A 12,923-nucleotide genomic window follows, 5' to 3' on the forward strand; every position below is an offset into this window, starting at 1 on the left:
ATCATGGATCACCGTTTACTTGAAATTATCGCCTGTCCGGTTTGTAACGGTAAGCTCTATTACAGCCAGGATAAGCAAGAACTGATCTGCAAACTCGATAGCCTGGCTTTTCCGCTGCGTGAAGGTATCCCCGTACTGCTGGAAACCGAAGCCCGCGCGCTTGCTGTAGAAGAGAGCCAGTCATGAGTTTCGTGGTTATCATCCCCGCGCGCTTCGCTTCTACTCGTCTGCCAGGCAAACCGCTCCAGGATATCAACGGCAAGCCGATGATTGTCCACGTCCTTGAGCGAGCCCGTGAATCCGGGGCCGAGCGTATTATCGTTGCCACCGATCATGCAGACGTAGCCCGAGCGGTTGAAGCCGCCGGCGGTGAAGTCTGCATGACGCGTGAAGATCATCAGTCTGGCACCGAGCGCCTGGCCGAGGTGGTTGAAAAATGCGCTTTCAGCGATGACACCATCATTGTGAATATCCAGGGCGATGAGCCGATGATCCCGCCCGCCATCGTGCGCCAGGTAGCCGAGAATCTGGCTGCCAGCACGAGCGGTATGGCAACCTTAGCGGTGCCAATCCACGATGCGGAAGAGGCGTTTAATCCGAATGCGGTCAAGGTTGTCATGGACGCAGCTGGCTATGCCCTCTATTTTTCTCGCGCCACCATCCCGTGGGATCGCGATCGTTTCGCTAAATCCCGCGAGGCTATCGGCGATTCGCTGCTGCGTCATATCGGGATCTATGGCTATCGCGCCGGTTTTATTCGTCGCTATGTTAGCTGGGCGCCAAGCCCGCTTGAACAGATCGAGATGCTCGAGCAGCTACGCGTGCTGTGGTACGGCGAGAAAATCCATGTCGCGGTGGCGGAAGTGGTTCCCGGTACAGGCGTCGATACGCCGGAAGATCTGGAACGCGTCCGCGCGGAGCTACGTTAATCTCCCTCCATCCCCTTCGCCAGGAGGGGATATCTTCAGGCCGTTTTTCCATACTTTTTTACGTCAATTTTGATCTTACCCGATGACAACCCCGGCACAGGCGCTCATTATGAAACCAGTAGTGTTCATAGGGGTAATCAGAAATGGAACAGTTGCGTACCGAGCTGAGCCACCTGCTGGGTGAAAAACTAAGCCGCGTGGAGTGCGTCAGCGAGAAACCCTCGTCGGCGCTGTGGTCGCTATATGATGCGCAGGGAAACCCAATGCCGCTGCTGGCGCGCAGCTTTACGACGCCGGGCGTGGCGCGTCAGCTGGCGTGGAAGATATCAACCCTCGCGCGAAGCGGTACTGTCCGTATGCCGGTGGTCTACGGCGTAATGACGCACGAAGAGCATCCGGGCCCAGATGTACTGCTGATCGAACGACTGCGCGGCGTTTCGGTAGAAGCCCCCGCCCGTACGCCGGAGCGTTGGGAACAGCTACAGGAGCAGATTGTTGAAGCGCTGCTGGCCTGGCACCGTCAGGATAGCGGCGGCTGCGTCGGGATGGTCGACAGCACTCAGGAAAATCTCTGGCCATACTGGTACCGCCAGCGTGTAGAGGTGCTATGGAGTACGCTGAACCTTTATCAGGATACCGGCCTGACGATGCAGGACAAACGCATTCTGTTCCGCACTCGCGAATGCCTTATGGATTTGTTTAAGGATTTCAATGATAACTGCGTGCTGGTCCACGGCAGCTTCACGCTGCGCAGCATGCTTAAAGATCCGCGCAGCGATCAGCTGCTGGCGATGGTAGGTCCGGGCATGATGCTCTGGGCGCCGCGTGAATATGAGCTATTCCGTCTGGTTGATAGCGGCCAGGAAGAGCAGCTGCTGTGGCACTATCTCCGCCGGGCGCCGGTAGCGGAAGCGTTTCTCTGGCGGCGCTGGCTGTATCTGCTGTGGGATGAAGTGGATAATCTGGTCAATACCGGACGCTTTGACCGCGTCCGGTTTGATCTGGCGGCTAAATCAATCCTGCCCTGGCTCGCCTGAAGATCCTTTCAGTCGCTGCCAGATGCGACCTAACGTTTCGTAACCAACCCGATCGCTATGCATTAGCCAGACCGGCGAGGGGATTGCCCGCTCCCATGGGTTGAGCGGTGACTCAATCGCCAGCTGGTTGGCCGGGGCAGGCAAGGGCGCCAGCCCGGCGCGGCGAAAGAAAATCATCGCCCGCGGCAGATGTGAAGCGGAAGTGACCAGCAGGAAAGGCGCATCGCCAATCGCCTCTTTCACCGCGGCGGCTTCCTCTTCGGTATCTTTGGGTTTATCGAGAACGATAATTTCGCTGCGCGGTACGCCCAGGGTCTCGGCTACCCGGGCACTGGTTTCCGCAGAACTTACCGGGTTGGTCTTCGCTCTTCCGCCGGTAAAGATCATTTTGGCTCCCGGATTTTCCTGCCACAGGCGGATGCCCTCCGTCAGCCGCGGCAGGCTGTTATTAATGAGATTTGAGCTGGGCGCCCAGGCTGGATTCCAGGTGTATCCTCCGCCCAGTACGACGACGTACTGTACGCGCTCTTCTCCCCGCCACGTCGGGTATTTATCTTCAATCGGTTTGAGCAAACTATCGGCCACCGGTTGCAGGCTTAATAGCAGCAACAGCAGCCAGCCGAAGCTGACGCAGAGCTTGCCGGTGCGCTGGAAACGGCTAAACCACAGCAAGGCGATGCCGACCGCCATAAGCAACAGCAGCAGGGGAAGCGGCAGCATCATGCCGCCTAAAACCTTTTTCAGCGTAAAAAGCATGCCCAACGGTTCCTTTTTTAACCATATAACCAAAGATATACCCGGATCTTACAACAGATCGCTTCATTCTCCGCGCGGGTATGACAAAATAGCGGCTTTGTGTTGGCTTGTGGAGTCACCCGTGCAGGATCGTAATTTCGATGATATTGCTGAAAAGTTTTCGCGCAATATATACGGCACCACCAAAGGCCAGCTGCGGCAGGCGATCCTCTGGCAGGATCTACAACCGCTGCTGAACCAGATGGGGCCTGGGCCATTGCGAGTTCTTGACGCGGGCGGCGGCGAAGGGCAAACGGCGATCAAAGTGGCGGAAATGGGCCATCACGTCACGTTATGCGATCTCTCTGGTGAAATGGTGGCTCGCGCCAGGCAGGCGGCTGCCGATAAAGGTGTGATCGACAACATGCATTTTGTACAATGCGCGGCTCAGGATATTGAGCAGCATTTGGAAAGTCCGGTCGATCTGATACTGTTTCATGCGGTGCTGGAATGGGTAGCCGAACCACAGGCGATGTTGCGTACGCTGTGGTCGATGCTGCGCCCCGGCGGCGCGCTATCGCTGATGTTCTACAATGCTAACGGCCTGTTGATGCACAATATGGTCGCCGGCAATCTGGACTATGTGCAAATCGGCATGCCGAAAAAGAAAAAACGCACGCTGTCGCCGGACTATCCGCGCGATCCGCAGCAGGTTTACGGCTGGCTGGAAGAGATTGGCTGGCAGATTACCGGCAAGACCGGCGTGCGGGTGTTTCATGATTATCTGCGTGAAAAACACCAACAGCACGACAAATTTGCGGCGCTGCTGGAGCTGGAAACGCGCTACTGTCGCCAGGAGCCGTATATTAGCTTAGGCCGTTATATTCACGTCACCGCGCTTAAGCCGCAGATGCAAGGATAAACTATGAGTGAATTTTCCCAGACAGTCCCCGAACTGGTTGCCTGGGCCAGGAAAAATGATTTTTCTATTTCGCTGCCGGTCGACAGACTCTCTTTTCTGCTGGCGATTGCCACGCTGAACGGCGAGCGGATGGAAGGGGAAATGACCGAGGGAGAACTGGTGGACGCGTTCCGCCACGTCAGTGATGCGTTTGAGCAGACCAGCGAAACCATCAGCCAGCGCGCCAATAATGCCATTAACGATATGGTGCGCCAGCGTCTGCTGAACCGCTTTACCAGCGAAATCACCGAGGGTAACGCTATTTATCGCCTGACGCCGCTGGGCATCGGGATCACCGATTACTATATCCGTCAGCGCGAGTTCTCCACCCTGCGCCTGTCGATGCAGCTCTCCATCGTTGCCGGCGAACTCAAGCGCGCCGCCGACTCGGCAGAAGAGGGCGGCGATGAGTTCCACTGGCATCGTAACGTTTTCGCTCCCCTGAAGTACTCGGTTGCGGAAATTTTCGACAGTATCGATCTGACCCAGCGGATCATGGATGAGCAGCAGCAGCTGGTGAAAGATGATATTGCCCAGCTGCTGAATAAAGACTGGCGGGCGGCGATCTCCAGCTGCGAGCTGCTGCTGTCGGAAACGTCCGGCACCCTGCGCGAGCTGCAGGATACTCTGGATGCGGCGGGCGATAAGCTGCAGGCAAACCTGCTGCGTATTCAGGACTCGACCATGGCGCGCGACGATCTGAATTTTATCGATCGTCTGGTGTTCGACCTGCAAAGCAAGCTGGACCGCATCGTCAGCTGGGGTCAGCAGGCGATAGACCTGTGGATCGGTTACGATCGCCACGTGCATAAATTTATCCGTACCGCTATCGATATGGATAAAAACCGCGTCTTCGCGCAGCGTTTACGCCAGTCGGTCCAGACTTACTTCGACGCTCCCTGGGCGCTCACCCATGCGAATGCCGATCGTCTGCTTGATATGCGCGATGAAGAGATGGCGCTGCATGATGAAGAGGTTACCGGAGAACTTCCGGCGGATCTGGAGTACGAAGAGTTTAACGAAATTCGCGAACAGCTGGCAGCGCTGATTGAAGGTCAGCTGGCGGTCTATAAAGAGAAGGGACTGCCGCTGGATCTTGGTCTGGTGGTACGCGAATATCTTTCGCAGTATCCGCGCGCTCGCCACTTTGATGTCGCGCGCATTGTTGTCGACCAGGCGGTACGTTTGGGCGTAGCGCAAGCAGATTTCACCGGACTGCCGGCAAAATGGCAGCCGATTAATGATTACGGAGCCAAGGTACAGGCGCATGTCATCGACAAATATTGAACAAGTGATGCCGGTTAAACTGGCGCAAGCGTTGGCTAATCCGTTATTTCCGGCGCTGGATAGCGCCCTGCGCGCGGGCCGTCATATCGGCCTTGACGAGCTGGATAATCACGCATTTTTAATGGATTTTCAGGATTACCTGGAAGAGTTTTATGCTCGCTACAACGTCGAGCTGATTCGCGCGCCGGAGGGGTTTTTCTATCTACGCCCGCGCTCGACCACGCTGATCCCGCGCTCGGTGCTCTCCGAGCTGGATATGATGGTGGGCAAAATTCTTTGCTATCTCTACCTCAGTCCGGAGCGCCTGGCGAATGAAGGCATCTTCACCCAGCAGGAGCTTTACGACGAGCTGCTGACCCTGGCGGACGAAGCCAAGCTGCTGAAGCTGGTCAATAACCGTTCGACCGGCTCCGACCTTGACCGCCAGAAGCTGCAGGAAAAAATGCGCGCTTCGCTCAACCGGCTGCGCCGCCTCGGCATGGTGTGGTTTATGGGCCACGACAGCAGCAAATTCCGCATCACCGAATCGGTGTTTCGCTTCGGCGCCGACGTGCGCGCCGGTGACGACCCGCGCGAAGCGCAGCTGCGTATGATCCGTGACGGTGAAGCCATGGCGCTGGAAAATCGTCTGCAGCTTAATGATGAGAATGAAGAGAATCAGCCGGATAGCGGGGAGGAAGAGTAATGATTGAACGCGGTAAATTTCGCTCGCTGACGCTGGTTAACTGGAACGGCTTTTTTGCCCGCACCTTTGATCTTGATGAATTAGTGACCACGCTTTCCGGCGGTAACGGCGCCGGTAAATCCACGACCATGGCGGCCTTCGTCACCGCGCTGATCCCCGACCTGACGCTGCTGCATTTCCGTAATACTACGGAAGCCGGGGCCACCAGCGGCTCGCGAGATAAAGGGCTTCACGGTAAGCTGCGCGCAGGCGTCTGTTACTCGGTGCTGGACGTCATTAACTCTCGCCACCAGCGCGTGGTGGTTGGCGTTCGCCTACAGCAGGTCGCCGGTCGCGATCGTAAAGTTGATATCAAGCCTTTTGCGATTCAGGGGTTGCCTACCTCCATCCAGCCGACTCAGCTGCTGACCGAAGCCCTTAACGAGCGCCAGGCACGCGTGGTGACGCTCAACGAGCTGAAAGATAAGCTCGAAGCGATGGAAGGGGTACAGTTCAAGCAGTTTAACTCTATTACCGAGTATCACTCGCTGATGTTCGATCTGGGCGTGGTGGCTCGCCGCCTGCGTTCAGCTTCCGACCGTAGCAAGTACTATCGCCTGATCGAAGCGTCGCTGTACGGCGGCATTTCAAGCACCATTACCCGCTCGCTGCGCGACTACTTGCTGCCGGAAAACAGCGGCGTGCGTAAAGCATTCCAGGATATGGAAGCGGCGCTGCGTGAAAACCGCATGACCCTGGAAGCGATTCGGGTAACGCAGTCGGATCGCGACCTGTTCAAACATCTGATCAGCGAAGCCACCAACTACGTTGCCGCCGACTATATGCGCCACGCGAACGAGCGACGCATTCATCTCGACAAAGCGCTGGAGTATCGCCGCGATCTGTTCACCTCCCGCGCTCAGCTCGCGGCTGAACAGTATAAGCACGTCGATATGGCCCGCGAGCTGCAGGAACATAACGGCGCGGAAGGCGATCTGGAAGCCGACTATCAGGCCGCCAGCGACCATCTGAACCTGGTGCAGACCGCTCTGCGCCAGCAGGAAAAAATCGAGCGCTATGAGGCGGATCTTGATGAACTGCAGATTCGCCTCGAAGAGCAAAATGAAGTCGTTGCGGAAGCGGTTGACCAGCAGGAAGAGAACGAAGCCCGCGCCGAAGCCGCCGAGCTGGAAGTGGATGAACTGAAAAACCAGCTTGCCGACTACCAGCAGGCGCTGGACGTGCAGCAGACCCGTGCGATTCAGTACAACCAGGCGCTGCAGGCGCTGGAAAGAGCAAAAGCGCTTTGCCATCTGCCGGATTTAACCCCGGAGAGCGCCGACGAGTGGCTGGAAACTTTCCAGGCGAAAGAGCAGGAAGCGACGGAGAAAATGCTGTCGCTGGAACAGAAAATGAGCGTGGCGCAAACTGCGCATAGCCAGTTTGAACAGGCATACCAGCTGGTGGTGGAGATCAACGGTCCGCTGGCGCGTAATGAAGCCTGGGACGTGGCGCGCGAGCTGCTGCGTGAAGGCGTTAATCAACGCCACCAGGCAGAGCAGGCGCACGGGTTGCGCAGTCGCCTGACGGAACTTGAACAGCGTCTGCGTGAACAGCAGGATGCTGAACGCCAGCTGAACGAATTCTGTAAGCGTCAGGGCAAACGTTACGATATCGACGAACTGGAAGCCCTGCATCAGGAGCTGGAAGCCCGCATAGCCTCGCTTTCCGACAGCGTTTCCTCCGCCAGCGAACGGCGGATGACCCTGCGTCAGGAGCTGGAACAGCTGCAGACGCGGACGCAAACGCTGATGCGCCGCGCGCCCATCTGGCTGGCGGCGCAGAACAGCCTCAATCAGCTGTGCGAACAGAGCGGAGAGCAGTTTGAGTCGAGCCAGGAAGTCACCGAATATCTCCAGCAACTGCTGGAGCGTGAACGCGAAGCTATCGTAGAGCGCGACGAAGTTGGCGCCCGTAAGCGCGCAATCGATGATGAAATCGAGCGCCTTAGCCAGCCGGGTGGTTCAGAAGATCAGCGCCTGAACGCGCTGGCGGAACGCTTTGGCGGCGTACTGCTGTCGGAAATCTATGATGACGTTAGCCTCGATGATGCGCCGTATTACTCGGCGCTGTACGGCCCTTCCCGCCACGCTATTGTGGTACCGGATCTGTCGCTGATTGCCGAGCAGCTGGAAGGCCTTGAAGATTGCCCCGAAGATCTCTACCTGATCGAGGGCGATCCGCAGTCGTTTGATGACAGCGTATTTAGCGTCGATGAGCTGGAAAAAGCCGTTGTCGTTAAGATTGCCGATCGTCAGTGGCGCTATTCACGCTTCCCGACGCTGCCGCTGTTTGGCCGCGCCGCGCGTGAAAGCCGCGTTGAAACGCTGCACGCCGAGCGTGAAAGCCTCTCCGAGCGTTTTGCGACCCTGTCGTTTGATGTGCAGAAAACCCAGCGCCTCCATCAGGCGTTCAGCCGCTTTATCGGTAACCATCTGGCGGTGGCCTTTGAGGACGACCCGGAAGAAGAAATCCGCAAACTGAATACTCGTCGCGGCGAGCTGGAGCGGGCGCTGACCGCCCATGAGAGCGATAACCAGCAGAACCGGGTGCAGTATGAGCAGGCGAAAGAGGGTGTATCCGCGCTCAACCGCTTGTTGCCACGTCTGAATCTGCTGGCCGACGACTCGCTGGCCGATCGCGTCGATGAAATCCAGGAGCGGCTCGACGAAGCGCAGGAGGCCGCGCGCTTTGTGCAGCAGTATGGTAACCAGCTGGCTAAGCTGGAACCGATCGTTTCCGTTCTGCAGAGCGACCCGGAGCAGTTTGAACAGCTAAAAGAAGATTACGCGTACTCGCAGCAGACTCAGCGCGATGCGCGTCAGCAGGCGTTTGCGCTGACCGAAGTCGTGCAGCGTCGCGCCCACTTTAGCTACTCTGATTCCGCAGAGATGCTCAGCGGTAATAGCGATCTGAACGAGAAGCTTCGCCAGCGCCTGGAACAGGCGGAAGCGGAGCGCGCCCGCACCCGCGAAGCGCTGCGTACCCACGCCGCGCAGCTCAATCAGTACAACCAGGTGCTGGCATCGCTGAAAAGCTCCTACGACACCAAAAAAGAGCTGCTCAACGATCTGCATAAAGAGCTACAGGATATTGGCGTACGCGCCGACGCCGGCGCCGAAGAGCGCGCCCGTTTGCGTCGCGATGAGCTTCATGCTCAGCTCAGCAACAACCGCGCGCGGCGTAACCAGCTTGAAAAAGCCTTGACCTTCTGCGAAGCGGAAATGGATAACCTGACCCGCAGGCTGCGCAAGCTGGAGCGTGATTACTGCGAAATGCGCGAACAGGTGGTCAGCGCCAAAGCCGGCTGGTGCGCGGTCATGCGCCTGGTGAAAGACAACGGCGTGGAGCGTCGTCTGCATCGCCGCGAGCTGGCCTACCTTTCGGCTGATGAGCTGCGCTCAATGTCGGATAAGGCGCTCGGGGCGCTGCGTCTGGCGGTCTCTGATAACGAACATCTGCGCGATGTGCTGCGTATTTCGGAAGATCCGAAACGCCCGGAACGCAAAATCCAGTTCTTTGTCGCCGTTTATCAGCATCTGCGCGAGCGTATCCGCCAGGATATTATCCGTACCGACGATCCGGTGGAAGCGATTGAGCAGATGGAGATTGAACTCAGTCGATTGACGGAAGAGCTCACCAACCGCGAGCAGAAGCTGGCCATCAGCTCCCGCAGCGTGGCCAACATCATCCGCAAGACAATCCAGCGCGAGCAGAACCGTATTCGCATGCTCAACCAGGGACTGCAGAGCGTCTCCTTCGGCCAGGTCAACAGCGTGCGGCTGAACGTCAACGTGCGGGAAACCCACTCGATGCTGCTGGACGTGCTGTCCGAGCAGCATGAACAGCATCAGGATTTGTTCAACAGCAATCGTCTGACCTTCTCGGAAGCGCTGGCGAAGCTGTATCAGCGCCTGAATCCGCAAATTGATATGGGGCAGCGTACGCCGCAGACCATTGGTGAAGAACTGCTGGACTACCGCAACTATCTGGAGATGGAAGTGGAAGTTAACCGTGGTTCCGACGGCTGGCTGCGCGCTGAATCCGGTGCGCTATCGACCGGTGAGGCTATCGGTACCGGGATGTCGATTCTGGTTATGGTGGTGCAGAGCTGGGAAGATGAATCCATGCGCCTGCGCGGCAAGGATATTTCGCCGTGCCGCCTGCTGTTCCTCGATGAAGCCGCGCGTCTGGATGCCCGTTCTATCGCCACGCTGTTCGAACTGTGCGATCGACTGGAGATGCAGCTGATTATCGCAGCGCCGGAAAATATCAGCCCGGAAAAAGGCACCACCTACAAACTGGTGCGTAAAGTGGTGAATAATCACGAGCATGTGCATGTAGTAGGTCTGCGTGGCTTCGCGCCGCAGCTGCCTGAAACGCTGCCGGGAACGGCTAATGCTTCATAAGGTTGTACAATAAGTAGCCAAAGGGCGACATGATGTCGCCCTTTTTGTTATCCGTACCTGTATTTTAGGATTGTATAATCTTTTAACTTCTTTACATTTGGGAAGGCAAAAGCGTTTTCGTCTTCATATACTGAAAGTAAGCCCCATTTTAGCGGGCAGCAATGTGTTAACAGGGGGCAAGGGATGTTGCTTAAGAAACGGTATGGTCGTCAATTGTCAGCGCTCAGTCTGGGCCTGGCTTTTGCATTCGCTCCACTGTTCAATGTCCAGGCCGAAGAGCCTGAAATTGTACCATCGGATAGCTCAGCCACCATCAGCGAGCTCTCTTCCGCGCTCAGCCAAAGCGCAAACCAGTCTGCGGCGGTTGCCAAAATGGCTGGCGAGCAGGCGCTTCCTGCCGATGCGGCGGCGAAAAGCCGTGCCGATATTCAGGCGGTACTGCCGTCCGGTTATCAACCCGTCTTTATGAATCCGCTGGTCTCGCTGTATGCGGCCAGGGATATGAAGCCGATGTGGGATAACCGTGAGGCGGTGCAGGCGTTTCAGCAGCAGCTGGCTGAAGTCGCTATTGCCGGTTTTCAGCCGCAGTTCACCACCTGGGTTGAGCTGTTAACCGACCCGGCGGTGAACGGTCTGGCGCGGGATGTTGTTTTGTCTGACGCCATGATGGGCTATCTGCATTTTATTAGTGGTATTCCCACTCAGGGCAACCGCTGGCTGTATGGCACCAAACCGTATGCCATGTCGACGCCACCGCTATCGGTGGTTAATCAGTGGCAGGTGGCGCTGGATAGCGGTTCGCTGCCGCAGTTCATTGCGGGCCTGGCGCCGCAGCATCCGCAGTATGCTGCAATGCATCAGGCGCTACTGGCGCAGGTTGCCGATTCGCGTCCGTGGCCGCAGCTCACCGGTAAGACCTCGCTACGTCCCGGGGAGTGGAGCAATGATGCCGGTGCGCTCAGGGAAATTTTACAGCGCACCGGTATGCTCGATGACTCGGCGAAAATTGCCCTGCCGGGCGATGACGTGGTGAGCCCATCCGCCGGGAAAAAGGCTAAAAACAGCGGCCGCGGCGTTTACGATCGCCAGTTGGTTGAAGGCGTTAAGCGCTTTCAGGCGTGGCAGGGGCTGGGCGCTGATGGCGTGATCGGTCAGGCGACCCGCGACTGGCTCAACGTCTCTCCCGCGCAGCGCGCCGGCGTGCTGGCCTTAAATATCCAGCGTTTGCGTCTGCTGCCGGGTAATCTTGCGACCGGTATTATGGTGAATATTCCAGCCTTTTCGCTGGTTTATTACCAGGATGGCAGCGAGGTGCTGGCATCACGGGTTATCGTTGGCCGCCCGGACCGCAAAACGCCGATGATGAGCAGTGCCCTAAACAATGTGGTGGTCAACCCGCCGTGGAACGTGCCGCCGACGCTGGCGCGCAAAGATATCCTGCCGAAGGTGCGCAATAACCCCGGCTATCTTGAACAACACGGCTATACGATGATGCGCGGCTGGAACAGCAAAGAGGCCATCGATCCTTATCAGGTGGACTGGGAGACGATAACCGCATCGAATCTGCCGTTCCGCTTCCAGCAGGCTCCCGGCGCACGTAATTCGCTGGGGCGCTATAAATTTAATATGCCAAGCTCAGATGCCATATATTTGCACGACACGCCAAATCACACTCTGTTCCAACGGGATGGACGAGCGCTGAGCTCCGGATGTGTGCGGGTGAATAAAGCTTCAGAGCTGGCGAATATGCTGTTGCAGGACGCGGGCTGGAACGACGCACGTATTTCGGATGCCCTCAAGCAGGGAAATACCCGCTATGTGAATATTCGTCAGAATATCCCGGTTAATCTCTATTATTTGACCGCCTTTGTCGGGGCTGATGGACGTACACAATATCGAACAGATATTTACAATTACGATCTCACCGCGCGATCCAGCGCACAAATCCTGCCTAAAGCTGAACAATTAATCAGATAAATGAAGTAGTTCAACGGATTCGGTTGTCCTATCTTTGTGTGAAATCGGGTCTTGCAGTCTGCAAGGCCCGAGTTTACTGGGGGGAGGCTGCCTTGACGTTGGCAATAATGCCCGGTAAGGTGCCTTTCGTGCGCCAGAAGTGCATATACATATAATCCTGCAAAAGCGTAATGGTGGTGAGCAAGCCAGGTCTTCGTCGCTGATATCGATTAGCCGCCGGAGAACGAGCGTATGCTGGCGGCTAACGGGCGGATTGCGGGAAAAGTATATTACGATTCATTTACCTGTAGACCTGATTATCATGGACAAATTTGACGCTAATCGCCGCAAACTGCTGGCGTTAGGTGGAGCCGCGCTCGGTGCTGCTGCCATTCTGCCTGCGCCGGCATTTGCCACCCTCTCGACCCCACGACCGCGTATTTTGACGCTGAACAACCTGCATACTGGTGAATCACTCAAGGCGGAGTTTTTCGATGGCAGAGGCTATATTCAGGATGAATTAGCAAGACTTAATCATTTTTTCCGCGACTATCGCGCGAATAAGATTAAGTCCATCGATCCCGGTTTGTTCGATCAACTCTATCGTCTGCAGGGATTACTTGGTACGAACAAGCCTGTCCAGCTTATTTCCGGTTATCGCTCTGTTGATACCAATAATGAGCTTCGCGCGCGCAGCCGGGGAGTAGCGAAACACAGCTACCACACCAAAGGCCAGGCCATGGATTTCCATATTGAAGGCATTTCGTTAAGCAATGTTCGCAAAGCCGCGTTATCTATGCGTTCAGGTGGTGTAGGATACTACCCACGTAGCAACTTTGTGCATATTGATACCGGGCCGGTACGGCACTGGTAACGAAAGGAGCG

The 12,923-nt window shown here is 56.7% G+C and carries 9 protein-coding genes and 1 pseudogene; 9 read left to right on the plus strand and 1 reads right to left on the minus strand.

The window, feature by feature from the left end:
• Positions 1 to 3: 3 nt before the first annotated feature.
• The 3 genes from ycaR (at position 4) to ABLV12_RS18555 (ending at position 1,966) form a co-directional block, all read left to right on the plus strand.
• Positions 4 to 186, plus strand: coding sequence for a protein YcaR (gene ycaR, locus ABLV12_RS18545; protein WP_004100713.1), 183 nt, complete (start codon positions 4 to 6; stop codon positions 184 to 186).
• Positions 183 to 929 carry a 3-deoxy-manno-octulosonate cytidylyltransferase gene (gene kdsB / locus ABLV12_RS18550; protein WP_004100715.1) on the plus strand — a complete coding sequence of 249 codons (747 nt, stop codon included), beginning with the start codon at positions 183 to 185 and terminating at the stop codon, positions 927 to 929. The genes ycaR and kdsB overlap by 4 nt, the downstream gene beginning before the upstream one ends.
• A 143-nt stretch (positions 930 to 1,072) precedes the next feature.
• On the plus strand, positions 1,073 to 1,966 hold the full coding sequence (locus ABLV12_RS18555; RefSeq protein WP_004100717.1) for a YcbJ family phosphotransferase: 894 nt from the start codon (positions 1,073 to 1,075) through the stop codon (positions 1,964 to 1,966).
• Here the strand turns inward: ABLV12_RS18555 and elyC are convergent.
• The gene (elyC, locus tag ABLV12_RS18560; protein ID WP_016808060.1) at positions 1,943 to 2,722 is read right to left on the minus strand and encodes an envelope biogenesis factor ElyC; all 780 of its coding nucleotides are present in this window, start codon (positions 2,720 to 2,722) and stop codon (positions 1,943 to 1,945) included. The genes ABLV12_RS18555 and elyC overlap by 24 nt on opposite strands.
• A gap of 121 nt (positions 2,723 to 2,843) precedes the next feature.
• Between elyC and cmoM the strand changes: the two are divergent.
• The 6 genes and pseudogenes from cmoM to ABLV12_RS18590 all read left to right on the plus strand — a co-directional run bounded on the left by cmoM (position 2,844) and on the right by ABLV12_RS18590 (position 12,912).
• Positions 2,844 to 3,630, plus strand: a pseudogene (gene cmoM, locus ABLV12_RS18565) (tRNA uridine 5-oxyacetic acid(34) methyltransferase CmoM).
• Positions 3,627 to 4,949, plus strand: a complete 1,323-nt coding sequence (gene mukF / locus ABLV12_RS18570) for a chromosome partition protein MukF (RefSeq protein ID WP_004111885.1) — start codon at positions 3,627 to 3,629, stop codon at positions 4,947 to 4,949. The pseudogene cmoM and the gene mukF overlap by 4 nt, the downstream one beginning before the upstream one ends.
• Positions 4,930 to 5,634, plus strand: a complete 705-nt coding sequence (mukE, locus tag ABLV12_RS18575) for a chromosome partition protein MukE (RefSeq protein ID WP_004100725.1) — start codon at positions 4,930 to 4,932, stop codon at positions 5,632 to 5,634. Before mukF ends, mukE begins: the two co-directional genes overlap by 20 nt.
• Positions 5,634 to 10,082, plus strand: a complete 4,449-nt coding sequence (gene mukB, locus ABLV12_RS18580) for a chromosome partition protein MukB (RefSeq protein ID WP_064396697.1) — start codon at positions 5,634 to 5,636, stop codon at positions 10,080 to 10,082. Before mukE ends, mukB begins: the two co-directional genes overlap by 1 nt.
• 183 nt (positions 10,083 to 10,265) lie before the next feature.
• Positions 10,266 to 12,059, plus strand: coding sequence for a L,D-transpeptidase (ldtD, locus tag ABLV12_RS18585; protein ID WP_004111890.1), 1,794 nt, complete (start codon positions 10,266 to 10,268; stop codon positions 12,057 to 12,059).
• Positions 12,060 to 12,360: 301 nt separating this feature from the next.
• The gene (locus tag ABLV12_RS18590; protein WP_004100731.1) at positions 12,361 to 12,912 is read left to right on the plus strand and encodes a YcbK family protein; all 552 of its coding nucleotides are present in this window, start codon (positions 12,361 to 12,363) and stop codon (positions 12,910 to 12,912) included.
• Positions 12,913 to 12,923: the final 11 nt, after the last annotated feature.

The sequence above is a fragment of the Klebsiella sp. CN_Kp100 genome, from assembly GCF_040065315.1.
In the GTDB taxonomy this organism is placed as follows: Bacteria; Pseudomonadota; Gammaproteobacteria; order Enterobacterales; family Enterobacteriaceae; genus Klebsiella; species Klebsiella oxytoca.